Origin of the sequence: Pseudomonas capeferrum, assembly GCF_013523055.1 — a bacterium.
GTDB classification, from domain to species: domain Bacteria; phylum Pseudomonadota; class Gammaproteobacteria; order Pseudomonadales; family Pseudomonadaceae; genus Aquipseudomonas; species Aquipseudomonas capeferrum_A.
The window spans coordinates 1-24,298 of sequence record NZ_JAAMQM010000004.1 but is presented as its reverse complement, the minus strand read 5'-3'; the positions used below and the strand labels follow the sequence as shown (position 1 = coordinate 24,298).

The 24,298-nt window shown below is 60.7% G+C and carries 18 protein-coding genes and 2 pseudogenes; 5 read left to right on the top strand and 15 right to left on the bottom strand.

The window, feature by feature from the left end:
- Positions 1–126: 126 nt before the first annotated feature.
- The 8 genes and pseudogenes from G7009_RS05670 to rfbC form a co-directional block, all read right to left on the bottom strand.
- Entirely contained in the window at positions 127–1,449 is a 1,323-nt protein-coding gene (locus tag G7009_RS05670; RefSeq protein WP_181128966.1) for a dicarboxylate/amino acid:cation symporter, read from the bottom strand.
- Between the two features lie 279 nt (positions 1,450–1,728).
- Positions 1,729–3,075, bottom strand: a complete 1,347-nt coding sequence (locus G7009_RS05665) for an ATP-binding protein (RefSeq protein ID WP_181128965.1) — start codon at positions 3,073–3,075, stop codon at positions 1,729–1,731.
- Positions 3,072–3,749: a response regulator gene (locus G7009_RS05660; protein WP_181128964.1), complete on the bottom strand. Its 678-nt coding sequence runs from the start codon at positions 3,747–3,749 to the stop codon at positions 3,072–3,074. The genes G7009_RS05665 and G7009_RS05660 overlap by 4 nt, the downstream gene beginning before the upstream one ends.
- 107 nt (positions 3,750–3,856) lie before the next feature.
- The gene (locus tag G7009_RS05655; protein ID WP_181128963.1) at positions 3,857–4,459 is read right to left on the bottom strand and encodes an outer membrane beta-barrel protein; all 603 of its coding nucleotides are present in this window, start codon (positions 4,457–4,459) and stop codon (positions 3,857–3,859) included.
- Between the two features lie 195 nt (positions 4,460–4,654).
- Entirely contained in the window at positions 4,655–5,761 is a 1,107-nt protein-coding gene (locus G7009_RS05650; protein WP_181128962.1) for a DegT/DnrJ/EryC1/StrS family aminotransferase, read from the bottom strand.
- Complete coding sequence (locus tag G7009_RS05645; RefSeq protein WP_181128961.1) at positions 5,754–6,221, bottom strand: acyltransferase; 468 nt, start codon at positions 6,219–6,221, stop codon at positions 5,754–5,756. The genes G7009_RS05650 and G7009_RS05645 overlap by 8 nt, the downstream gene beginning before the upstream one ends.
- A complete protein-coding gene (locus tag G7009_RS28160) occupies positions 6,214–6,624 on the bottom strand; it encodes a sugar 3,4-ketoisomerase (protein ID WP_375139540.1) in 411 nt (136 codons plus the stop codon). The genes G7009_RS05645 and G7009_RS28160 overlap by 8 nt, the downstream gene beginning before the upstream one ends.
- Positions 6,625–6,648: 24 nt before the next feature.
- Positions 6,649–7,188 (bottom strand): annotated as a pseudogene (gene rfbC, locus G7009_RS28155) (dTDP-4-dehydrorhamnose 3,5-epimerase); the annotation flags it as partial.
- Positions 7,189–7,357: 169 nt separating this feature from the next.
- Between rfbC and G7009_RS05635 the strand changes: the two are divergent.
- Positions 7,358–8,161: a dienelactone hydrolase family protein gene (locus G7009_RS05635; protein WP_181128959.1), complete on the top strand. Its 804-nt coding sequence runs from the start codon at positions 7,358–7,360 to the stop codon at positions 8,159–8,161.
- A 132-nt stretch (positions 8,162–8,293) separates the two neighbouring features.
- A complete protein-coding gene (locus G7009_RS05630; protein WP_181128958.1) occupies positions 8,294–8,995 on the top strand; it encodes a 4'-phosphopantetheinyl transferase family protein in 702 nt (233 codons plus the stop codon).
- Positions 8,996–8,998: 3 nt separating this feature from the next.
- On the opposite strand, the gene G7009_RS05625 is transcribed toward G7009_RS05630, so the two are convergent.
- Positions 8,999–10,603, bottom strand: coding sequence for an ATP-binding protein (locus G7009_RS05625; RefSeq protein WP_181128957.1), 1,605 nt, complete (start codon positions 10,601–10,603; stop codon positions 8,999–9,001).
- Positions 10,600–11,313, bottom strand: a complete 714-nt coding sequence (locus G7009_RS05620; RefSeq protein WP_181128956.1) for a response regulator transcription factor — start codon at positions 11,311–11,313, stop codon at positions 10,600–10,602. The genes G7009_RS05625 and G7009_RS05620 overlap by 4 nt, the downstream gene beginning before the upstream one ends.
- A 717-nt stretch (positions 11,314–12,030) precedes the next feature.
- Between G7009_RS05620 and G7009_RS05615 the strand changes: the two genes are divergently transcribed.
- From G7009_RS05615 to G7009_RS27670, 3 genes are all read left to right on the top strand, one after another.
- Positions 12,031–14,910 (top strand): ribonucleoside-diphosphate reductase subunit alpha, encoded by a 2,880-nt coding sequence (locus G7009_RS05615; protein ID WP_181128955.1) that lies wholly within the window; start codon positions 12,031–12,033, stop codon positions 14,908–14,910.
- 257 nt (positions 14,911–15,167) lie between these two features.
- Complete coding sequence (locus G7009_RS05610; protein WP_181128954.1) at positions 15,168–16,418, top strand: ribonucleotide-diphosphate reductase subunit beta; 1,251 nt, start codon at positions 15,168–15,170, stop codon at positions 16,416–16,418.
- A 671-nt stretch (positions 16,419–17,089) separates the two neighbouring features.
- On the top strand, positions 17,090–17,431 hold the full coding sequence (locus G7009_RS27670; protein ID WP_258197875.1) for a hypothetical protein: 342 nt from the start codon (positions 17,090–17,092) through the stop codon (positions 17,429–17,431).
- A gap of 293 nt (positions 17,432–17,724) precedes the next feature.
- On the opposite strand, the gene G7009_RS05600 is transcribed toward G7009_RS27670, so the two are convergent.
- The 5 genes and pseudogenes from G7009_RS05600 to G7009_RS05585 all read right to left on the bottom strand — a co-directional run bounded on the left by G7009_RS05600 (position 17,725) and on the right by G7009_RS05585 (position 23,944).
- Positions 17,725–18,282, bottom strand: a complete 558-nt coding sequence (locus G7009_RS05600; protein WP_181128953.1) for a UPF0149 family protein — start codon at positions 18,280–18,282, stop codon at positions 17,725–17,727.
- Positions 18,283–18,423: 141 nt separating this feature from the next.
- Positions 18,424–19,413 carry an asparaginase gene (locus tag G7009_RS27665; protein WP_308813317.1) on the bottom strand — a complete coding sequence of 330 codons (990 nt, stop codon included), beginning with the start codon at positions 19,411–19,413 and terminating at the stop codon, positions 18,424–18,426.
- Positions 19,408–20,612, bottom strand: a pseudogene (locus G7009_RS27660) (FAD-dependent oxidoreductase); the annotation flags it as partial. The pseudogene G7009_RS27660 and the gene G7009_RS27665, both read right to left, overlap by 6 nt.
- Positions 20,613–20,842: 230 nt before the next feature.
- The gene (locus tag G7009_RS05590) at positions 20,843–22,486 is read right to left on the bottom strand and encodes an acetolactate synthase large subunit (RefSeq protein WP_181128952.1); all 1,644 of its coding nucleotides are present in this window, start codon (positions 22,484–22,486) and stop codon (positions 20,843–20,845) included.
- Between the two features lie 264 nt (positions 22,487–22,750).
- Positions 22,751–23,944 (bottom strand): hypothetical protein, encoded by a 1,194-nt coding sequence (locus G7009_RS05585; protein WP_181128951.1) that lies wholly within the window; start codon positions 23,942–23,944, stop codon positions 22,751–22,753.
- Between the last annotated feature and the right edge of the window lie 354 nt (positions 23,945–24,298).

Here is a 24,298-nt window from a genome sequence, read left to right as displayed (position 1 = left end):
GCGATAGGCCAGCAGCCTCACTGAAGAATTCGGAAACCAAACAAGAGCGTCAGCTAACGAAATTTGATGACTTTTCCTTAGCTGACCCGCATTGACCCGAAGGTCGCCTTTCTCTTGTCGGTCGGATCAGCGAACCGGCGCTTCAGCGACGCCCAGATCGTCGACCGGATAGGTCTGGACGATCGGCGAGCCACCGGATGCCAGCTCCGATTGCAGCGTGTCGGTATCCAGCTCATTGACCCACTTGGCCACGACGATGGTGGCGACAGCGTTACCGATCAGGTTGGTCAGGGCACGCGCTTCGGACATGAAGCGGTCGATGCCGAGAATCAATGCCAGACCCGCGACCGGCAGGTGGCCGACGGCAGAGAGGGTAGCGGCCAGGACGATGAAGCCCGAACCCGTGACACCCGCGGCACCTTTGGACGCCACCAGCAATACCAGCAGCAGGGTGATCTGGTGAGTGATGTCCATGGTGGTGTCGGTGGCCTGGGCGATGAACACTGCGGCCATGGTCAGGTAGATCGAGGTACCGTCGAGGTTGAACGAGTAGCCGGTAGGGATCACCAGGCCGACTACGGACTTCTTCGCACCCAGACGCTCCATCTTGGTCAGCATGCGTGGCAGGGCCGACTCCGAAGAGGAGGTCCCCAGCACGATCATCAGCTCTTCACGGATGTAGCGGATGATCTTCAGAACGCTGAAACCGTGGGCGCGGCAGATACCGCCAAGCACGACCAGGATGAACAGCAGGCAGGTGACGTAGAAGCACGCCATCAGGTAGCCCAGCTGGACCAGCGAGCCGACGCCATACTGGCCGATGGTGAAGGCCATGGCACCGAAAGCACCGACCGGGGCCAGCTTCATGATCATGTTGATGATGTTGAACATGACATGGGCGAATCGGTCGATCATGTCCAGCAAGGGCTTGCCGAAGCTGCCCAGGCGGTGCAGGGCGAAACCGAAGATCACCGAGAACATCAGGACCTGCAGGATATCGCCGTTGGCGAAGGCGCCGACCACGGTATTGGGAATGATGTTGAGCAGGAAGCCGACGGTGGTCTGCTGCGCGCCGGCGGCGGCGTAGGCTGCCACGCTGCTGGCGTTCAGGGTGGAGACGTCGATGTGCATGCCCGCGCCAGGCTTGACCACGTTGACGACGACGAGGCCGATGATCAGGGCGATGCTGGAAACGATCTCGAAATACAGAAGGGCGTAGCCGCCGGTCTTGCCGACCGACTTCATGCTCTGCATGCCAGCGATGCCGCTGACGACGGTGCAGAAGATGATTGGGGCGATGACCATCTTGATCAGTTTGACGAACCCGTCACCCAAGGGTTTGAGGGCAACGCCGGTTTCAGGATAGAAGTGACCGAGCAGGATACCGATGGTGATCGCGACCAACACCTGGATATACAGCGATTTGTACAGCGGCTGACGTGGCGTCATGGCTAGTTTTTCCTCGAGTGTGCCGGATCACCCTTCCCAGGGCGTAATGGCACCTAAAGCGCGAACCCTCCTGCACTTGGAGGGATTTGTTGTGTCGAGCTGCGTGGCAGAACTCTATCTGGTCAATAGCAAGGGCGATGCCAGAATGCCCGGAACGGGTGCGAAAGCCCTGTTCTCAAGGGGCTGGTGCGCGTTCAAGGTGCAGTGACGGGTCGCGTCATGGCGGAAAACCGCCTAAGCAAGGCTTCCATGCCCCGCCAATGGCGGGAATCCGCCCGGTCACTCAAGGCTTAATCGGATATGGAATGCAGCGCCCCCCAGAGGCGAGTCTTCCAGGGTGAGACGGGCGTCGTAACCATCGAGGATATCCTTGACCACCGCCAGTCCGATGCCTTGCCCTGGGTGCTGACGGTCCAGGCGCTCCCCTCGTTGGAGGATGCGCTGGCGCTGATCGACCGGAACTCCCGGACCGTCGTCCTCGACACAGATCACCAATTGCCCAGGAGACGCCTGCAACCGGACCCGGACTTGCCCCAGGCAGAGCCGAAAGGCATTTTCCAGCAGATTGCCGAGCAGTTCGAGCAAGGCGTTGCGCTCTATCGGCACCCGCGCCTGTTCGGGTACCTGAATGCTGAAGGCGACCCGTTTGTCGCCGTAGACCTTCGCCAAGGTACTGCCAAGGCTCTCCAGCAACGGGCGCAACGGCACCTGATGCCTGACCAGCCCGCTCTTGCGCAGACTGGCACGCTGCAGCTGGTAGTCGATCTGCTGGCTCATGCGCTCGATCTGGGTCTGCAGCATCAGGGCCTGTTCGCGCTCTTCCTGGCGCCGGGCCATGCTTTCACTGACGCCCTGCAGCACCGTCAGGGGTGTCTTCAGGCTATGCGCCAGATCGCCAAGGGAGTCACGATAACGCTGGCGCTGTTCGCGCTCGCTGTGCAACAGGCGGTTCAGCGAGCCAGTCAGACGTAGCAGCTCGCGTGGGTGCTTGCGGCTGAGACCGTCGCGCGCCCCTGTTTCGACTTCGTCGAGTTCCACGCTCAGCCGTCGCAACGAGCGCAAGCCCCAGGTCAGGCCTGCCCAGAGCAGGAGCATCAGGGCCAGGAGCGCGGCGCCGAAGCCCAGGTAGAGCTTTTCGCGCAAGCCATCAAGGGTCTGTTGATATTCACGCACCGGCTGCAGCGCGACGATACTGAACGCCGCACTCTTGCCACCCAGCAGCTTGACCTCGACGTCGTAGACGAAGAATTCGTTGCCGTCGTCCTGGCTGATCCGGGCAAACTCGTTGCCGCGTCCATCGTAACGGGGGCGGTAATTGATGCTCTGACTGGCGGTGGCCCGGGATTGCCAGACCAGCTTGCCCTGCCGATCGAAGATATAGCCGAGCAGGCCGGTATAAGGCAGGTTGTAGCGCTCGTCAGGCAGCAGAGTGGGCATCTGCAGGTGTCCGTTCTCGATGCGGGCGGCAGAAATCAATGTCGTGACATCCGACGCCAGACGCTGCTCGATCGACTCCTCCAGGGCAAGGCTGAAAGCCTTTTGCAGGGCCGGCAGCAGCGCGAGCATGAACAGCAGCGCCAGCACCGCCGCAGCGAGCATCAGACGCAATCGCAGCGAGCGGATCATCGGCAGCGCTCGGTGAACACATAACCAAGGCCGCGCACCGTGTCGATGGGCTTGAAGCCTTGCTCGCCCTCGAGCTTGCGGCGTAGTCGACCGACCAGGACCTCGATCACATTGGGGTCGCGGTCTTCGTCATCCGGGTAGAGCTGCTCTATCAGGCGGTCTTTCGCCACCACCTGCTGCTGATGAAGCATGAGGTATTCGAGAATTCGGTATTCGAAGGCGGTCAGCGCCAGCGGCTGATGGTCCAGGCTGGCCTGCTTGCGATTGAGGTCCAGCACCAGCGGGCCGGCAGCGATGTTCGCCTGGGTGAAGCCGCTGGAGCGACGCAGCAAGGCATTCAGGCGGGCTTCCAGCTCCTCGAACTGAAAAGGCTTGACCAGGTAGTCGTCGGCGCCCGCTCCCAGGCCTTCCACCTTGTCTTGCCAATTGCCACGGGCGGTGAGGATAAGGATGGGGAAGCGCTTGCCATGGCCGCGCAACTGACGGATCAGGTCCAGCCCGCTCATGCCGGGCAACCCCAGGTCGATCACAGCCAGGTCATGGTTGTACTGCTCGGCTTGGTATAGCGCCTCTTCAGCATCGGCTACCGCCTGCACGATATGCCCATGCTCGGTCAGGCGGCTGTCCAGATGGTGGCGCAACAGCGCCTCATCCTCGACCACCAGCAATTTCATTGGCCTCTCCTTTCGTTGAGTGTCGTTGCGCGGCCGTTCGGGGGACACAGCATAGACAGCGTACCAGCCCTGTTCCAGCCGGGCCGGTAGGCTGCAGGCACGGACATTCAGAAGCGGTAGTTGGCCGACAGGTAGGTCTGGGCACTGCTGGTCAGGCGCAGGGCTCCGACTTTCGCGCCACCACGCTCGACCAGTTCGGTACTGGCGTTGCTACGCAGGTAGCGGTAGCCGAGTTCGACCGAGGCGTTGTCACTGATGTCCTGCAGCACGCCGGCCTGCAGACCGACGGCGTAGCCCGTGTCGGTGTCACGACTGTAGCCGGACGATTCCTGGCTGAGCTTGGTCAACCCGAGGCTGGCGCCGCCGAATAGCCGAGTGCTGTCGGCGATCGGATAGAACCTGTCATAGCTGCCGAGCAGATTCTCCTGACGCAGCTTGAGCCCACTGTGATCGTTGGAGACGTTGTCGTAGGTCAGGTAGTAGCGGCCCTGCTCGTTGATCTTGCCGAGGCGTACACCCCAGGTACCGTCCTTGTCGATGATGCCATCGGTGTCGAGGTGGTCGGTATTGCGGCTGAGAAGTCCGGATTTGCGTACCTTGTCGCTGGTCTGCCCATAGGTCAGGCTGGCGAAGTTGTCTTCCGCGGCCTGGGCAGCGAAGCTGGTGGCGCAAAAGGCTGTGGCAAGCATCAGGGTGCCGAATGTCTTCATGGGTAGTGCTCCAGTAGGATGCGCTGCATCGATCTGGAAACAGAGTAAGCGGGCTGTCCTGAACGGCTGCTGAACCCTTGCTGAACCTCGGCTGAACGATCGCCTCGTCGCTTCATGACGAGTGTCGGCGCGCGCCTCCTGCTTTCCCAGTCCTTCGACTCCGACAAGCCGCTCCTCGATATGTCCAGGGTAGGTTCAGGACCGCTTGAAGCTGTTGCACGCATCGATGACGGTCTGGATGGCCTCGGCCCCCATGGTGGGATCGACCGGCAGGCTGAGGACTTCGTCATGAATCCTCTCGGTAATCGGAAGACTCAGGTGGTTATAGATGGCATAGGCCTGCTGCTTGTGCGGCGGGATGGGGTAATGCACCAGTGTCTGTATGCCCAGGGCGCCGAGGTGTGCCTGCAAGGCCTCGCGACGGGAGGTGCGCACGACATAGAGGTGCCACACGTGGCGGGCCGCGATCTCGTTTACGGGTAGACTGATATCGGCGTTTTCTATCCCGGTGGCATAGCGATGAGCGATGTATTGCCGCCTGCGAATTTCGTCGTCCAGGTACTTGAGCTTGACGTCAAGCATGGCGGCCTGAATTTCATCCAGACGACTGTTCACCCCCGCATAGAGGTTCTTGTACTTCTCATGCGAGCCGTAATTCCTCAGCGCCCGCAGGACGTTCGCCAGTTCTGGATCGTCCGTGGTAATGGCACCGCCATCCCCGAGGGCTCCGAGATTCTTGCCGGGATAGAAGCTGAAGCCCGAGGCATCGCCCCAGCTTCCCGTGCGTTTGTCGTCGATGGACGCGCCATGGGCCTGGGCCGAATCTTCCAGCACCAGCAATCCGAACGCTTGGGCAATGGCATTGATCGCCGGCATGTCGGCGATCTTGCCGTAGAGGTGTACGGGCAGGATGACCTTGGTCTTGCCGGTGATCGCCTCCCTGACTGCTTGCGGATCCAGGTTGAAGGTCGCCACGTCAGGTTCGACGAAAACCGGTACCAGGCCACTTTCGGTAATCGCCAGGACACTGGCAATGTAGGTGTTGGCCGGGACGATGACCTCGTCTCCGTCACTGAGACGCCCCAGTTGCTTCCAGGCCTTGAGCGTCAGGGTCAGGGCATCGAGCCCGTTGGCCACGCCGATGCAATGGCCAACTCCGCAATAGGCCGCGAAATTCGCCTCGAAGCGCTCCAGCGCCTTGCCTGCGATATACCAGCCGGAGTCGATGACCTCGGCGCAGGCCTCGAGCAGTTCTTCCCGGTACTGCCGGTTGACGGCTTTCAGGCTCAGAAAATCAATCACGCTTCAACTCCTTGATCACCTTGGCCGGATTGCCTACCACAACGCTGTATCCAGGCACATCCTTGGTAACGACGGCACCCGCCCCTACCATGGCGTACTCTCCGACAGTGATGCCGGGCAGCAACGTCGCGTTGGCACCTATGCTGCAACCGGTCTTGAGCACCGTACTTTCGTATTTTTCGGGATACTGCTTCGAACGAGGGGCCTTGTCATTGGTGAACGTGGCGTTCGGGCCGATGAACACATCGTCTTCGATGACCATGCCGTCCCAGAGATAGACGCCGCATTTCAGCGTCACGTTATCCCCTACCGTCACGCCGCCTTCGATGAAGGTATGCGCGCAGATATTGCAGTTCTTGCCGATCCTGGCGCCTTTGAGAATCACGGCAAATTGCCAGACCCTGGTCTGTTCGCCGATAGCGTCGGTCTGCACATCGGACAGGGCGTGGATACTAGGCATTGTCGACAAGGCTCCGGAATTCCTGGTAGTCACGGATATAGTCGCGTTCGTCGTACACTTCGCTGGCGGCGACCATCAGCACGCAGTCCTCGCTGAAGTCGTGCATCTCCCGCCACATCATGTTCTTCACCAACAGCGCCTTGTCCGGGCTGTCCAGGATGTGATCGATTCTATTAGCGCCATCATCCAGGGTAACGCGGCAGCTGCCCGATACGCAGACCAGCAGTTGCTGGAGATCCCGATGCGCGTGAAAGCCACGGCTGACGTTCTTGCGGGTACCAAAGATGTAATAGATTCGCCTGATCGCGAAGGGAATGTTCAGATCCTTTTCGATGCTGATCAGGCTTCCGCGGTCGTCACCCAGGATGTTGAGCCGAATCTCATCGACGTGCCCCGGCAGCACGAACGGGGGGAGATCGGCATCGACGGCAAGCGGCGCCAATGCGTCCTTTTCACTGACGATGAGGGCATCGAGCACAGGCCAGTCGATCGCCAGGTCCGCATCGTCCCAGGCAATGCTGCGCTCACTCGCCTTGGAATAGGTATCGGTGGTCTTGTAATGGAACACGGTGTCGTCCTCGAGCGCCATGAAACCATGGGCGAAACCTTCCGGAATCCATAGCATCCGTCGATTGGCCGCGCTCAACTCCATGCCGACCCACTGTCCGAACGTGGGCGACCCCTTGCGGATATCCACGGCAACGTCGAATACCGCCCCTTGACTCACACTGACCAGCTTGCCTTGCGCATGCGGAGGCAATTGGTAGTGCAAACCACGCACCACGCCCTTTCTGGACATCGAACAGTTGTCCTGGACGAAGGGCCGTGGCACCGGAAGATCATGGGCCTTCAACAGGCCATGGAAAGTCTTCTCGTTGTACAGCTCATAGAACCACCCTCTGTCGTCCGCGAAGATCGTGGGTTCCATGACCACGACATCAGGAATAACCGTTCTTGTCAGTTTCACACGCATACCTCATGAATGAGCGCCCATCACCTGCGACCACATGATCTCATGCCAGTGCCTGCAGGTTGCACAGTCGGAGGCGTTATTTGCGTCTGGAAGCTAGAGTAAGCGGGACGCTTTGAACGGCGGCCGAATCCGCTGCATTGCCCTGCTATCGAGGAGTACTACCATGCGTTCCCTGCTCGCCCTGGCTCTCATCTGCAATGCCGCGCTTGCCCAGGCGGCGGTCCAGACCCGCGAAATCCCCTATCAGGACGCCGATGGCCAGCGCCTGGTCGGCTACTATGCCTACGACGATGCGGTCGACGGCAAGCGCCCCGGCGTGGTCGTCGTGCATGAATGGTGGGGGCTCAACGACTATGCCAAGCGCCGCGCCCGCGACCTGGCGGCGCTCGGCTACAGCGCACTGGCCATCGATATGTACGGCGATGGCAAGAACACCGAACATCCGGTCGACGCCAAGGCGTTCAGTTCGGCAGCGCTGCAAGATCCGCAAGCCGCCGCCAAGCGCTTCAATGCCGGGGTGGAACTGCTGAAGAAGCAACCCGGCACGGACACCGACAAGCTGGCGGCGATCGGTTACTGCTTTGGCGGCAAGGTGGTACTCGACGCCGCGCGGCGCGGCGAACCGCTGGCCGGCGTGGTGAGCTTTCATGGCGCTTTGGTCACTCGGACGCCAGCCACGCCCGGCAGCGTCAAGGCCAAGGTACTGGTCGAGCATGGGGCCGCCGACAGCATGGTCACCGAACAGCAGGTCGAGGCGTTCAAGAAGGAAATGAACGATGCCGGCGCAAGCTTCGAGTTCGTCACCCTTCCCGGGGCCAAGCACGGTTTCACCAACCCGGACGCCGACCGGCTGGGGCATGCCGGACATGATAGCCACGGCGGCCCCGACATTGCCTACAGCAAGGACGCCGATGAGCGCTCGTGGGCCGATATGCAGGCGTTTCTTGACAAGCTTTTCGTCAACTGAAGCGAAGCAGTGCTCGTGGTCCGCTCTGGCCCGGTAGCCGAGCGCAGCAAGCACCCCGATCACCGCGACGACAGGGCCCGTCTGCGTGCACCAGGCTCCCCCGCAGCGCCGAGCGCTGGCACAATAGCCGTCATGAATACACTTCCCCGCTGCTGTACCTCGCTTGAGCATCACTGGCCTTTGCCGCGCCCGGTTCCTGGCGCGGCATTGGTCAGTTGCAAGTTCGATCCGTCCTGCCTGGCCGCCGACGACTTCGAGCGCGCCGGGGTCGAGCGGACTCCCAGCCTGCAACGCTCGGTGGCCAAGCGCCAGGCCGAGTACCTGGCCGGCCGGGTCTGCGCGCGCGCGGCGATACGACGGCTCGACGGTCGCGACCATGTGCCGACGACCCACGAGGATCGCTCGCCCATCTGGCCTGCGGGTGTCCATGGGTCGATTACCCATGGCCAAGGCTGGGCCGCCGCGGTGGTCGCCGCCGATAGCAGCGGCCAAGGCCTGGGACTGGACCAAGAAACCCTTTTGGGCGATGAGCGCGCGGAGCGCCTGATGGGCGAGATCCTGACACCGGCCGAGGTCCTGAGGCTGGACCGCGAGCACCTTTCCTTGGCTGTCACCCTGACCTTCTCGCTCAAGGAAAGCCTGTTCAAGGCACTCTACCCCCTGACCCGGCAACGCTTTTATTTCGAACACGCCGAAGTGCTGGAGTGGACGCTCGAGGGGCATGCCCGGCTGCGTCTGCTCACCGACCTGTCTGCGCAATGGCGCAGCGGCCAGACGCTGGAAGGTCAGTTCAGCCTGCGAGACAGGCAGTTGCTCAGTCTGGTCAATGTCTGAGCATCACGAATGCGCCTGCGAACGCGGCCATGCAAGGCTGAAGCGAGCGCCTGCCAAGACGGTGCCATGGCCCACGATCGCCCGCCCGCCGTGCCAATAGACGATGCGGCGCACGATGGACAGTCCCAATCCATGCCCGCCTGACGCGCGGGCGCGGCTGTCGTCAAGCCGCGTGAACGGGGTGAAGATGCGATCCCAAACGTTTTCCGGTATCCCCGGGCCGTCGTCTTCGACATCGATACGACAGTCCTCGGCACTCAACTGATAGGTCAGACGCACCTGCGACTCGGCATGGCGCAGGGCATTGCTCACCAGATTCTGTAGCGCCCGGTGCAGGTAGCGCGGCTCGGCTTCCACCCAGGCGCCCGCGTTGTCGCCGCCCGAGCATGCGCCACGGAGCAACCGCACATCGGCGCGCAAGGGCGCCAGTTCGGCGATCACTCGCTCGAACAGGGCATCGAGGTCCACGGGCTGGAAATGCAACGCTGGCGCGCCCTGCTCGAGCCGGGCGTAGGTCAGCATTTCATCCACCAGCCTGTCCAGGTCCTGGATATCGCCGTCCATTCCGAGCAGGTGCTTTGCACGGGCCTGTTCGCTGCTGGCGCTCTCGATCATCTCTAGACCGAAGCGCAGCCGTGCCACCGGCGTGCGCAGTTCGTGGGAAACGGCGCGAACCAGTTCACGCTGCATCTCCAGGGAACGTTGCAGGTGCTCGGCCATTGCGTTGAATGCCGCGGCCAGACGCCCGACCGAGTCAGCATCATCCGCCGGCACGCGGGTGTTGAGGCTGCCTTGGGCAATGCGCGTCGCGGCGACTTCGAGACCGGACACACGGCGCTCGAGCTGGCGTACCAGCAGGTAGACCACCAGGCCGATCATGCACAAGCCAAGGAAGGCGATCAGCACCAGCAATTGCGGCGGATAGGGATTGAGCTGGCGAAGCGGGCCGATTTCCAGCACCCAGGGCGAGCCTGACAGCCCGGAGAACACGCGAATCGAATCGCCGTCCTTGTCCAGCGCCATCACCGTGTCGCCCTCCTCCACTCGGCGTCGCTGGTCGTCGTCCAGGCTGGCGCGTTCGATGCGTTGCAAGGCGATATCGAACCCGAAGCCCTTGCTCGTCTTGATTTCGGCCAGACGCCGCTGTTGCTCGGTGACGGGATAGCGCACCAGTTCATCTGCCAGCAGGTAGAGAGTAGCGCGCGCCAGCTGTTCGCTGACCTGCTTGATCTGCGCCACCAGCAACAGATCCTCGCGCCCGACCTGCCGCAGTACCTGGGCCGCATGCGGGCCGGTCTTCTCGACGACCACCAGGCCGCTCTGCAGACGGCTGCGCTGGCTGGCATCGAGGGTACGCATCGCCATCGGCTGCAGGTCCAGCGGCACGCCCAGCAAGCGCTCCCAGATCAGCAGAGATCGCGTGCGCTCGACGTCGGTCTGCCCGGCCAAATTGTCGGCCATCAGGCTGAACGTGCCTTGCGCCAGGCGCTCGCGGTGCTGGCCGGCGCGCACCTCGTTGACCAGGTGCAGGCTGAGCCCGCCCAGGATCCCCACCAATACCAGCACGGCGAGCATGCCGCCGTAGATGCGCAGGAAGATCGAATTCATGGGCGTGGGGCCGGTGCCGCTTGCGCGACGAACAGGTAGCCCTTGCCACGAAGAGTCTTGATCATGCGGGGATGTATCGGGTCATCGCCTATCTTGGGACGAATCTTCGAAATGCGGATATCGATGGAACGGTCCTGGCCGTCGTAGCCGACACCGCGCAGAGAGGTGAAGATCTCCTCGCGCGACAGTACCCGTCCGGCATTGCTCACCAGCAGCCAGAGCAGGTCGAACTCGGCTCCTGTCAGCTCGATGCCTTGCTCATGCAGCCAGGCCTCGCGCAAGCCCTGGTCGACCCGCAACGCGCCGAAGCACAGGCTCCGAAGCTTGCTGTCGGGCGACTCGCCACGGCGCAGCAGGGCATGGATACGGGCCAGCAGAAGACGCGGGCGTACGGGTTTGCAAACATAATCGTCGGCACCCAGGTCCAACCCTTGTACCTGGTCCAGCTCGTCGCTTCGTGCGGTGAGCATGAGGATAGAGCCGGTATAATGCCCGCGCACCCTGCGGCAGATACTCAAACCGTCTTCGCCCGGCAGCATGAGATCGAGAATCACCAGGTCCGGCTGACTGTCGAGGATGCGCCGCGCGGCACGGGCGCCATCGTGCTCCACCGCGACCACGTAGCCATTGGCGTGCAGGTACTCGGCGGTCAGTTCGGCCAGCCGCTGGTCATCCTCGACGATCAAAATGCGGTTGCCTGACGTTTCCACGGCGCACCTCGGCTGTCTGCGGGTCGGCTTGAGGGCGATCGCGCCCAAGGCATTGTCGATCGAAGATACTACGTCGCGAACAAGATTCGATGCCAGCCTTCGGCATCGCTCGAAAGGGATGATGAAGGCGAATTTCGTGCCAGGCACCTGCTGCAAAAAAAACTCTGTCGAGCTTTCGGTTGTGGAAAAATGCTGAAAAGCGCTGGGGACAAGGCCTACAGCCAACGTACCGAAATCACTCACAATCTACTCACAACTTATCCACAGTCCGTCGCCTTGCAAAGGACCGGATACCGCATTATCTTGTATCCCCATCGCGGCGAAACACTACATCTTGGGTTTTGAAGCTTTTCCCAAGCACAGGTCAGGCACGAAACTCAAGTGCTTTTTCCTTTATGTATTCAAGTGATTTCAGCAGCCAAACCGCTCCTGCGGAGGCGACCAAGGCAAGCCCGCTCGGGGTCTTGTGAGGTGGGGTGATGCAGGCAGGGCCTGCCACCCGGTAGCAACGGATTTGGGACTAGCCCAGAACTTTTGACTTCGGCCAGGGAGCGGCAAGCAATTGCCTTTTTTTTCCTGATCTGTCCCGAAGTGCGTACGCCCGCCCGGGCGGATGCGTGCGTTTGCGCCCATCCCCCGCGAAGGTAATCGAACAGATGGACGGAACGGTGGCGCCTTCGGGGCGCCTGGACAAACTTAGAGACTGTGGAGACACCCATGCAAACCGACGCAACTCGCGAGAACCCGCAGGCCCAGGTGCCGCAGGCCGCCGATTCGAACCAGGATCTGGCCGCCACCGCGCCTGGCCAACTGCGCGTGATCAAGCGCAACGGCACTGTCGTCCCCTACACCGACGACAAGATCACCGTCGCCATCACCAAGGCGTTCCTCGCAGTTGAAGGCGGCACCGCGGCCGCCTCGTCGCGCATCCACGACACCGTCGCGCGCCTGACCGAGCAGGTCACCGCCACCTTCAAGCGTCGCATGCCCTCGGGCGGCACCATCCACATCGAGGAGATCCAGGACCAGGTCGAACTGGCCCTGATGCGCGCCGGCGAGCAGAAAGTCGCTCGCGACTACGTGATCTACCGCGACCAGCGCGCCAAGGAGCGCGCCACTCGCGCCAACGTCGACTCCGTGGTCGAGCCGCACCCGAGCATCCGCATCACCTTGGCCGACGGCAGCCTGGCGCCGCTGGACATGGCGCGTCTGAACACCATCATCACCGAGGCCTGCGAAGGCCTGGCCGAAGTCGATGGCGAGCTGATCCAGCGCGAAACCCTGAAGAACCTCTACGACGGCGTGGCCATCAAGGACGTGAACACGGCCCTGGTGATGACCGCCCGGACCCTGGTCGAGCGCGAGCCGAACTACTCGTTCGTCACCGCCCGCCTGCTGATGGACACCCTGCGCGCCGAAGGCCTGACCTTCCTCAACGTGGCCGAGAGCGCCACTCACCACGAGATGGCCGAACTGTACGCCAAGGCGCTGCCAGCCTATGTGGCCAAGGGCATCGAGTTCGAACTGCTCAACCCTGCCCTGGCCGACTTCGACCTGGAGAAGCTGGGCCAGGCGATCCAGCACGAGCGCGACCAGCAGTTCACCTACCTGGGCCTGCAGACCCTGTACGACCGCTACTTCATCCACAAGGATGGCGTGCGCTTCGAGCTGCCACAGGTATTCTTCATGCGCGTGGCCATGGGTCTGGCGCTGGAAGAGAAGGACAAGGAAGCCCGCGCGATCGAGTTCTACAACCTGTTGTCGTCCTTCGACTACATGGCTTCGACTCCGACCCTGTTCAACGCCGGCACCCTGCGTCCGCAGCTGTCGAGCTGCTACCTGACCACCGTGCCGGACGACCTGTCGGGCATCTACCACGCGATTCACGACAACGCCATGCTGTCGAAATTCGCCGGTGGCCTGGGCAACGATTGGACTCCAGTGCGCGCGCTGGGCTCCTACATCAAGGGCACCAATGGCAAATCCCAGGGCGTCGTACCCTTCCTGAAAGTGGTCAACGACACCGCCGTCGCCGTGAACCAGGGTGGCAAGCGCAAGGGCGCTGTCTGCGCCTACCTGGAAACCTGGCACCTGGACATCGAAGAATTCATCGAGCTGCGCAAGAACACCGGTGACGATCGCCGTCGTACCCACGACATGAACACCGCCAACTGGATCCCCGACCTGTTCATGAAGCGTGTCTTCGATGACGGCAAGTGGACCCTGTTCTCGCCCAACGAAGTGCCGGACCTGCACGACTTGACCGGCAAGGCTTTCGAAGAGCGCTACGAGTACTACGAAGCCCTGACCGAATACAACAAGATCAAGGTATTCAAGACCATCCAGGCCAAGGATCTGTGGCGCAAGATGCTGTCGATGCTGTTCGAGACCGGCCATCCATGGCTGACCTTCAAGGATCCGTGCAACCTGCGTTCGCCACAGCAGCACGTGGGCGTGGTGCACAGCTCGAACCTGTGCACCGAGATCACCTTGAACACCAACAAGGACGAGATCGCGGTCTGCAACCTGGGCTCGATCAACCTGCCGAACCACATCGTCGATGGCCAGCTGGACACCGTCAAGCTGCAGCGCACCGTCAACACTGCCGTGCGCATGCTCGACAACGTGATCGACATCAACTACTACTCGGTGCCGCAAGCGCGTAACTCGAACTTCAAGCACCGCCCTGTCGGCCTGGGCATCATGGGCTTCCAGGACGCGCTGTACCTGCAGCACATCCCTTACGGCTCCGATGCCGCCGTCGAGTTCGCCGACAAGTCGATGGAAGCGGTCAGCTACTTCGCCATCCAGGCCTCCTGCGACCTGGCCGACGAGCGCGGCGCCTACGAGACGTTCCAGGGTTCGCTGTGGTCCAAGGGCATCCTGCCGCTGGACTCCCAGCAGATCCTGATCGAGGCCCGTGGCGCCAAGTACATCGACGTCAACCTGGAAGAGACCCTGGACTGGGCTCCGGTGCGGGCTCGCGTACAGAAAGGTATTCGTAACTCGAACATCATGGCCATCGCGCCGACCGCGACCATCGCCAACATCACCGGCGTGTCGCAGTCCATCGAGCCGACCTACCAGAACCTGTACGTGAAATCGAACCTGTCGGGCGAGTTCACCGTGATCAACCCGTACCTGGTACGCGACCTCAAGGCTCGCGGCCTGTGGGACTCGGTCATGATCAACGACCTCAAGTACTACGACGGCTCCGTGCAGCAGATCGAGCGTATCCCGCAAGAGCTGAAAGACCTGTACGCCACCGCCTTCGAAGTCGAGACCAAGTGGATCGTCGACGCGGCCAGCCGTCGCCAGAAGTGGATCGACCAGGCCCAGTCGCTGAACCTGTACATCGCCGGCGCTTCGGGCAAGAAGCTCGACGTGACCTACCGCATGGCCTGGTACCGTGGCCTGAAGACCACCTACTACCTCCGTGCCCTGGCCGCGACCAGCACCGAGAAGTCGACCATCAACACCGGCAAGCTCAACGCCGTTTCCAGCGGCGGCGACAGCGCTCCGTTGCAAGCCGCGGGCCCCGCGCCGGTGCCGAAGGCCTGTGCCATCGACGAGCCGGATTGCGAAGCCTGCCAGTAAGGCCTCGCCGAGGCTTCCCCAGGGAAGCCTCGATGCATTCTCCGCGACACCGCGGACCCTGTGGGAGCGGAGGTCGGCAAAACCCACCGCCTCTCCCCCAGTCAGACACAATAAGCCGTGGACCCAACAGCCACGGCCGCCCCAAAAGGGCCAATCCAGATTTGCGTGCATCGCAGCACCCAACCGGGGCCAAGGCACCGCAACCAAGATCCACCGGCCATACTCCATAGATGGCCCTCAAGCAGGAGAACCTCCCCATGCTGAGCTGGGACGAATTCGATAACGAAGACGGCGAAGTCGCCGCCAAAGGCAGCACCGCTGCCCAATCTAGCGCCGCTGCCAACCTCGACAAGCTCGATGCCGCAGGCGGTGTCGCGGCTCAGGAAGCTCGTGTCGCCACCGCCACCGATTCCGAAGCGGTCAAGCGCGCCAAGGCTGCCTTGAACGAACTCGACATCGCCGAAGGCCTGGCCGAGCTGGAAGGCTCCTCGGCCCGCGTCGCGGTCGACGAGAAGCGCATGATCAACTGCCGTGCCGACCTCAACCAGCTGGTGCCCTTCAAGTACGACTGGGCCTGGCAGAAGTACCTGGACGGTTGCGCCAACCACTGGATGCCGCAAGAGGTCAACATGACCGCGGACATCGCCCTCTGGAAGAACCCGGAAGGCCTGACCGACGACGAGCGCCGCATCGTCATGCGCAACCTCGGCTTCTTCTCCACCGCAGACTCCCTGGTTGCCAACAACCTGGCCCTGGCCGTGTACCGCCTGATCACCAACCCCGAGTGCCGCCAGTACATCCTGCGCCAGGCCTTCGAAGAGGCGATCCACACCCACGCCTACCAGTACTGCATCGAGTCGCTGGGCATGGATGAAGGCGAGATCTTCAACATGTACCACGAGATCCCGTCAGTCGCGAAGAAAGCCGCCTGGGGTCTGAAGTACACCCGCGCCATCTCCGACCCGGAATTCAACACCGGCACCGTCGAGACCGACAAGGAGCTGCTGCGCAACCTGATCGCCTACTACTGCGTTCTGGAAGGCATCTTCTTCTACTGCGGCTTCACCCAGATCCTGTCGATGGGTCGTCGCAACAAGATGACCGGCGTCGCCGAGCAGTTCCAGTACATCCTGCGTGACGAGTCCATGCACCTGAACTTCGGCATCGACGTGATCAACCAGATCAAGATCGAGAACCCGCACCTGTGGGATGCGGCGATGAAGGAAGAGGCCACGCAGATGATTCTGCAGGGTACTCAGCTGGAGATCGAATACGCGCGTGACACCATGCCTCGCGGGGTGCTGGGGATGAACGCGGCAATGATGGAAGATTACCTCAAGTTCATCGCCAACCGTCGTCTGACCCAGATCGGGTTGAAGGAAGAGTATCCGGGGACGACCAACCCGTTCCCGTGGATGAGCGAGATCATGGACTTGAAGAAAGAGAAGAACTTCTTCGAGACGCGGGTGATCGAGTATCAGACCGGTGGGGCTTTGAGCTGGGATTGATGGGTCCCGGTTCATGTCTGCATGAAGGCTGCCCTGGGGCAGCCTTTTTTATGATGTGGAAAGCCACCTGGGCCGATCTCAACCGCCCAATGCGTCGGCAATGGGTCATGCCTTTCTCTGTATCAAAATCAGATTTTTCCTACTTTTAATACTTTGACTCGTTCTCAGGTCATCCTTTCGTTGTCATCGGCGCCTGAGAAACGCCTCACGTGATGCGGCTTGTTTTGCCTGTGGTTTACTCCTGCGCGCAGAAACACGTGTTATGTCGGGAGTGGACTAATAAAAGACCCGAAAGGGGAATATGTCCGGCCCTCTACGTGGGGTTTCTTAGCTCCCGACACCCAGCTCCAGGAAAGCTGTCATAACACGTAGGGGTAATGGAAATGCCTAACGAAGCGAACGTTCGCTGGCTTTTCGGGCATGCGTCACGCCTGTTCGAATCCTTGAAGTCGAGGAGATTCGGCCATGGCTGACCTCCACGAGGCGATCCTCTTCACCCGTCACAACCGCCCTCTCCACATGGTCTGGCTCGAATCCCAAGCCTGGTTCTGCGCCCACGAACTCGGACGCCTCACAGGCCGCTACTTCGACAAACACTGCATTCGCAAACTCGATCCCGACCAGCATCGCAACGTGCAACTGCTGCGCAACGGCCAGTCCAGCAGACCACCATGGTCAGCGAGTCAGGAGCCTATACCTTGCTGGCGCATCACCATATTCCGGAGAACCGTCATCTGTGCTGGTGGCTGGCCCACGAGGTAGTGACGGTGCTGCGCGATGGACAGGCGAACTGGAAGGACGATGCGCCGCGACTCGGGCAGATGTGCTGGTCCGGGAAGCGAACGGCGACGCTGTTGTATTGGCAGAATGAGCCATGGGTGCGATTGCGGGATATGCCAGTAATGATGGCTGGAAAAGTGGTTGAGCCTGGGCCGCTGGAGAAGCGGAAGATGAGTTGGCGGGAGTTTGCGCAGCGGGCTTTGCGGGTGCATGGGTGTAAAAGCGGTCGTTGAATAGCCTTGCGCTTCAACGCATCGACAAGTCTGCGCCAACAGGTACAGCGCGGATTTTGGCCGGGCAGTCCAGTCTGTGGGAGCGGGTTCACCCGCGAATGTGGCAGAGAATTCACCGGCGTATTCGCGGGTGAACCCGCTCCCACAGAGTCCGTTGCAAGCATCGGACGGCTACAGCCCCTACCGAGGGAATGTCCCCTTCAAGAGTCACAGCCACCACCGCCTGTCAGTCATCGATACGCTGAGTGGTGGCGCAACGTGACGAGAAACATTGCATCGAATGGCAGAGAGTGTCAGCCCTGCTGACATTTGCGCTGATATCGATACAGACTGCGCGCCGCTTCGATTATTCCTGGAACGCAGGCCTGATGTTCTTCGAAGCTCATCTGGTCGAGCAACTCGAAGTTGTCTTCCAGACCGTGCAGGGAGATTGCCTTCAGATGCGCATCCTGCGTTAGCGGCAATTCGGTCCAATTGGCCACTTGAACACCGCGCATATAGCCGAAGCACCACTCTTCCATCACGATCACCGGGCCGTTTTCATTCTCCGACACCTCGAACACCGGCTCGAAGGTCTCGAGTTCCTCGGCCAGCTGGGTCTTGATCTCATCGTAATAACGCAGCATCAAGGCCGTATAGGCTTCTTCCTCGGCTGGTTTCTTGAACTTGGGCACCTTGCCGCCGCTGACCACAGGCAGCCAGTGTTCAGGGGTGACAGTATTCGGTGAGCTGGCAAGCGCCACGAAGAAGCCGTTCAATTCGGCCATGTTCAATACGGAAAAGTCGTTGCCGTACTTGAACAGGAGATCTTCCAGACGATTGAATTCTTTCTCGGTGAGGGGGATGAGCATGGGCTGGGTGTCCGCAATGGAAATTTGTCAGCACCGTAGCACAGATCAGGCGGGATCAAGGATGGTGGGGGGCTAGCAGCGGTATCGGCCTCGCGCCTACCAAGGCGCGAGGCCACTTTCCAGGAGTTCAGGCAAGAAGCTTCACAGTCTCTTGGGCAGGTGGCTAGGTAGATGCGCTTGCAGGTGACTTCCCAACAATAACCAAAGCAGCACTCTGCATTTGCGTGGGCACAGGAACCCTGCCAGGACGATACCCTTTGCCTGCAAATCCATCTCCCCTCCGGTAAAGCCATAAGAGGCCTGAGCGGTGGAGCCGCTACCCGTGCGGCTCGCGACAACGACTGGCAGGCGCGTGGCTATCGCCTCAAGACACTGTGCCCACGCCTGCGAAACATGACCAGCACCGAAACCTGCGACTACCAGTCCTTCGTAACCTGCCTCTAGCACGCGCTCGAGCAATGATGCATCGGCGGCCAGACACGCTTCCAGCAGTGCCACCTTGTGTACCGCACGCACAGGTTCCGGCAGCACCGTTCGGAGTACAGGTGCGCGTAGATAACAGGGCTGACCCTCGACCATCACGCCTTCGGGCCCAAAGCCGGGTGAGGAAAATGTCGCCATCGCCAAGCTATCGACCTTACGCACCCGGGCGGCGGCATGAATCTGGTCGTTCATTACCACCTGCACACCCCGGCCACGGCTCGAGACTGCAAGTGCGACCTGTACCGCGGCCAGCAAGTTGGCCGGGCCATCGGCGCCTGGCTTGTCGGACGCGCGCATGGCGCCGGTGAGTACCAGAGGCGCCTCATGGGGCCATAACAGATCAAGGAAATAAGCCGCCTCTTCCAGGCTGTCGGTTCCCTGGGTCAGAATCACCGCATCTGCGCCCTCTTCCACCCGTGTCTTGGCCCATCGCAGGGCCTCCATCAATTGCACGAAATCCAGGGAAGCACTGGGGAGAAGGCATAACGTGGTAGCGCTGATCCGCGCCAGTCCGGCCAGTTGCGGTAGGGACGCCAGCAGGTCCGAACAGTCGAGGCGGGGCATCACCCCCCCGCCCGATTCGTGGGCCTGCATGCTCACGGTTCCGCCCAGGCTGCCGATCGCAAGAGAAGGCAAATCTTGGGGCACACTGCCCTGCCAGCGATATTCCACACGGATGCTGCCATCTGGCAGCTTGCGCAACCCGTGGACCGAGCTGTCGGTGAGCAATCCGTCCTGGCGTTTCAGGCAATGGCTATACAATGATTCTCCGATCTCTTCGATATTCATGAACAGAAGGCATTCGTCGAGCGCCGCCAGTCCGAGGTAGGAAGGCGCCTCAAACTTGAGACCTCTGCTGTCGCTCACCGCATCTGCCTCCAAAAACGGTGCGGCGTAAGGAAAGCCTTGTTCATCCACGCGTCCATGGACCAACTGCAGATGACTACTGAAGCCGAACATGGCCGTGCGTAACGGATACAGGCAGCATACGTCGTAGAAAGCACCCCAGCTTCCATCGCCGATACCGAAGGCATAGAAGATCGCCGACTCGTCATCGGTCATGCCCAATCCACCAAAGTCGCCAGGGCTTGCTTCGCTCCATTCGATGATGGCCGGCAGTCTGACCAAATCGCGAAACGAGAGCCGACGGTAACGTTCAACGATGGCGGCCCAGAACGCTTCCCATCCAGGGCCGCCATATGAAGCAGCAATCTGTCGAGCCATGCGCTCTGTAAACCGATGCCATTTGTCATGGACGTCTCGCAAGACAGACGCTGGTGGTGGCGTTGTCCCATCCTCATTCCGCCATATCAGCAGCGTAGGGGCGCCCTCCTCCATCAATTGCCCTTCCCGCAGGTAGATACCTGTGGCATTCACCCACGGAGTACCAGGATTGGGAAATCGGTAATATGTAACTCAAAAAGCTTCGCGTAATACGCCATCAATGAACGCCCATCCTTTGGCGCTTCACCTGTGCGATTGAAAAACGGCATGCGCATCGCGCCCATTTCGAATGGCGTGGAGGGGCGTTTGTGGTCACCTGTTTCATTCAGAACTGTCAGATGACGTCCGCCGACACGTTGCGACTGTTCGATCAACGTAATGTTGGTAAAGCCGCAGCGCAGCAGCTCCCTGGCCGCAGTCAAGCCTGTCACCCCTGCTCCGACGATACAAATACGGTGATCTTGCTTCGTTGCGTGCGCGACGCCCCCTGTCTGTTCGACCAGACGACGATAGTCGAAGCAAAGATCGGGAGGATTAGGGAAACGCGCGGCCCATGGATTGAGCTGGGCACTCTGCTTTGCAGCAATATCGGCGGGATGGTTGTAAGTGGAACCGATGGTCATTGGCCAGCTCTCAATAGATAAATGAGGGCCGAGCATGACCAGGACTGAACCATTGGGGTCGCTAACTATCTAGCGCACTCGAAAGCTGTAATCGGTGTATGGAAGTCTATGAGGCAGCGATCTTAGGGCATATCAGCCGTCTCGACGCCACCTCCACGTCGGTCTGCAGATGCAGATCAACGGGGAAGCGACGATTCGACGACCTGATATGCCCTCGATCAGCTCAGCACTCAGACAGCGAGGGCACGCTCACGCAGTTCGCTGTTGAGGATACGGTCGTTCTCGCTGTAATCGACCGGGCAGTCGATCACATGCACACCTGGGGTCTTGATGCAGTGCTCGAGCAGCGGCAGGAAGCCTTCGGCGCTTTCCACGCGGTGACCATTGGCGCCGTAGGCTTCGGCGTACTTGACGAAGTCCGGGTTGCCGTAGTCGAGGCCGAAATCGGTGAAGCCCATGTTGGCCTGCTTCCAGCGGATCATGCCGTAGCCGTCGTCACGCAGGATCACCACGGTCAGGTGCATGCCCAGGCGCACGGCCGTTTCCAGTTCCTGGCTGTTCATCATGAAACCGCCATCGCCACAGACCGAGATCACCGGACGGTCCGGGTAGACCAGGTGCGCGGCCATGGCCGAGGGCAGGCCGGCGCCCATGGTCGCCAGGGCGTTGTCGAGCAGCACGGTGTTGGGCTTGTGCGCCTTGTAGTTGCGCGCGAACCAGATCTTGTAGATGCCATTGTCCAAGGCGACGATGCCTTCGGACGGCAGGGCGCGGCGGATGTCGGCGACCAGACGCTGCGGGTAGACCGGGAAGCGGTCGTCGTCGGCACCTTCGGCGATCTGTGCTTCGTTGGCTTCGCGAATGGCCAACAGGCGGGTGAAGTCCCAGTGGCTGGTGTCGCTCAGGGCTTCGCCGATCTGCCAAACGGCGTTGGCGATGTCGCCAATCACTTCGATCTGCGGGAAGTACACGGCATCGACTTCGGCGGAGCGGAAGTTGATGTGAATGACTTCGGTGCCGCCACGAACCATGAAGAACGGCGGTTTCTCGATGACGTCGTGACCGATGTTGATGATCAGGTCGGCGGCTTCGACGGCGCGGTGCACGAAGTCACCGGACGACAGCGCAGCGTTGCCGAGGAAGCGCGGGTGACGCTCGTCGACCACGCCCTTGCCCATCTGGGTGGTGATGAATGGGATACCGGTCTGGTCGATCAGCTGCTTGAGGACCTTGGCGGTCATCTTGCGGTTGGCGCCGGCACCAATCACCAGGATCGGGCTGCGGGCGGTCTTGAGCTTCTCGACGGCGGCCTCGACGGCCTTGTGCTCGGCCAGTGGACGACGAGCCAGGCTCGGCGGGATGGGCAAGCTGTCGGTCTGCTCGGCGGCGATGTCTTCCGGCAGCTCCAGGTGCACCGCGCCGGGCTTTTCCTCTTCGGCCAGACGGAAAGCTTCACGCATGCGCGACGGGATATTGTCGGCCGAGGCGAACTGGTGAGTGTACTTGGTGATGGGGTCCATCATGCCGCACACGTCGATGATCTGGAAGCGGCCTTGCTTGGACTTCTTGATCGGCTTTTGCCCGGTGATCATCATCATCGGCATGCCGCCGAGATAGGCGTAGGCGCTGGCGGTCACCAGGTTGGTCGCGCCTGGGCCGAGGGTCGACAGGCTGACGCCGGTCTTGCCGGTCAGGCGGCCGTAGGTGGCGGCCATGAAGCCTGCGGACTGCTCGTGCCGGGTCAGGACCAGCTTGATCTTCGACTTGCGCAGGGATTCGAGCAGGTCGAGGTTTTCCTCGCCAGGAATGCCGAACACATACTCGACACCTTCGTTTTCCAGGCATTGCACAACGACATCGGCGGCCTTGGCCATCTTGCTAATTACCTCAAGTGATAATGCGGTGATGAAGTCCAGAATATTCAGCGCGGTGCGCTGACGTCGATCTGCCCAGTAGCCAACAATACGGCACGGACAAAGTCTTGACGTAGGCAATGCGAGATAAAGTCACGTATTTATTAGTGCGCTTTTGTCGCACCTGGTGGAACTGCCCCGAGACGTTGGGATATGCCGAGCATAGGATGGCGCCAGGTGCTCTTGTTCAGTACACAGGCGCCATCATTTCGCTCGTCCCGCTCGTCAGGCAGGTAGATATTTCGTTAGTACTCCCACCAGAGGGACCAGCACTAAAGTGCTCAACGCCATTGCCAGCATGCAGCCTATGTAAGACGGCAGGTACGTGGGTAGTCGTAAGTTGATGGCGCATGCCAGGGGCGGCCCGATCAATGCGCCAAGGCCTGCGCTGAGTGCTACCACGGGCCAACTGCCTCCGAGGGTCAATATCGCTACCGGCACAATCGAGACGACAGGAATATACGTCGGGTACCAGCCATGGCTCATCCAATGTCGACGCCACACCAATACACCTATCAACGAAGCCAGCGCCTGACCAATGATTATTTCTGGTAAGAGCACGGATCCATAGGCAGGACTGGCAGGGGTCAATGCGTACGCAGCGAGCGCCCCCGATAGCAAACCGAAACTGGCAAGCTCATTTCCCAGGAAGAACGCTTCGCTGAAATCGGCCAGCACGCGGCGCAGTATCCAGACCAGGCCATAGCCGCCCGTTTGCGCATGCTCCTTCGCTACGGTAATAACGTTGGGCTGGCTATGTCGCACCTTGGAAAACTTTCTATTCAAGGTAAATGCCACTACACCCGCTAACGCCATCCCCGTAACGCTACCTATGGCTGGCGGTAGTGCCAGGGGAACGCACACGTAGTTGACCAACAGCAAGCTGGCTGGGGTTACCAGCAAAGGCCCAAGTAAGGCACCTGTCAGAGCGACTTTCCACCCCTTGCCGTACATCAGCACCCAAGCAGCCGGCACTGATACGAAAGCGACGAATGTCGGTTGCCACGCGCCTGCGTTCAGGGTCCAGCCCCAGAAAAGATGACTGAGCAGAAGACCCAGTAGCGAACTGGTGACTAGCCATGGCCATAAACTGCTGGCATAGCACATGCTGAAACCCTGCCAGCAACGGCCATGACGCTGAGCCCAATGAGCCAGCCAGGCACCCGCAAGTAAGCCTAGGGCTGGAAGCTCGTGCTTGTAGAAAGTGATTTCACTTATATCTCCAAGGAACCAGCGCAGGCGGCCCATGGGTTCGTGGAGGTTCAACAGCAGATGCGTATAACTTGGCCAGATCCCTACCCAGTACCGGGCACGACCACTCCCCACTTCGATTAGGATAGCGGTAAAAAGCGAGATCGAAAAACAGAGTACGAATTGGGCCAAGAAACTGCTCTTGGGTGAATAGAGCGATTTGTCCATTTGCAGCCCCCTTCCTATTGGATAGTCACCAGTAAACCGGGGAATACCTGCCTAGATACAGTCAGGCAAATCGCTTTTGCTTGAAGGAAAAGTCGACATGCGCTCAATGGGCATGTATTGATGTCGATTTTGAGGAATGGAGGGTCGAGCGGAAGAGGCGCAGGCACTTACCGTACGTTCTTCAGAGTCTGATTGCTGCGCTGCGAACGATGTATTCGGATCCCGGAAAAGACAAAACCCCTACCTGCTTGCGCAGATAGGGGTTTTGCGAAATGAATCTTGACGATGACCTACTCTCACATGGAGAAGCTCCACACTACCATCGGCGATGCATCGTTTCACTACTGAGTTCGG

Coding starts and splice junctions, on each gene's coding strand:
- G7009_RS05670 (WP_181128966.1), bottom strand. CDS start 1,449: ATGACGCCACGTCAGCCGCTGTACAAATCGCTGTATATCCAGGTGTTG.
- G7009_RS05665 (WP_181128965.1), bottom strand. CDS start 3,075: ATGATCCGCTCGCTGCGATTGCGTCTGATGCTCGCTGCGGCGGTGCTG.
- G7009_RS05660 (WP_181128964.1), bottom strand. CDS start 3,749: ATGAAATTGCTGGTGGTCGAGGATGAGGCGCTGTTGCGCCACCATCTG.
- G7009_RS05655 (WP_181128963.1), bottom strand. CDS start 4,459: ATGAAGACATTCGGCACCCTGATGCTTGCCACAGCCTTTTGCGCCACC.
- G7009_RS05645 (WP_181128961.1), bottom strand. CDS start 6,221: ATGCCTAGTATCCACGCCCTGTCCGATGTGCAGACCGACGCTATCGGC.
- G7009_RS05635 (WP_181128959.1), top strand. CDS start 7,358: ATGCGTTCCCTGCTCGCCCTGGCTCTCATCTGCAATGCCGCGCTTGCC.
- G7009_RS05630 (WP_181128958.1), top strand. CDS start 8,294: ATGAATACACTTCCCCGCTGCTGTACCTCGCTTGAGCATCACTGGCCT.
- G7009_RS05625 (WP_181128957.1), bottom strand. CDS start 10,603: ATGAATTCGATCTTCCTGCGCATCTACGGCGGCATGCTCGCCGTGCTG.
- G7009_RS05615 (WP_181128955.1), top strand. CDS start 12,031: ATGCAAACCGACGCAACTCGCGAGAACCCGCAGGCCCAGGTGCCGCAG.
- G7009_RS05610 (WP_181128954.1), top strand. CDS start 15,168: ATGCTGAGCTGGGACGAATTCGATAACGAAGACGGCGAAGTCGCCGCC.
- G7009_RS27670 (WP_258197875.1), top strand. CDS start 17,090: ATGGTCAGCGAGTCAGGAGCCTATACCTTGCTGGCGCATCACCATATT.
- G7009_RS05600 (WP_181128953.1), bottom strand. CDS start 18,282: ATGCTCATCCCCCTCACCGAGAAAGAATTCAATCGTCTGGAAGATCTC.
- G7009_RS05590 (WP_181128952.1), bottom strand. CDS start 22,486: ATGGCCAAGGCCGCCGATGTCGTTGTGCAATGCCTGGAAAACGAAGGT.
- G7009_RS05585 (WP_181128951.1), bottom strand. CDS start 23,944: ATGGACAAATCGCTCTATTCACCCAAGAGCAGTTTCTTGGCCCAATTC.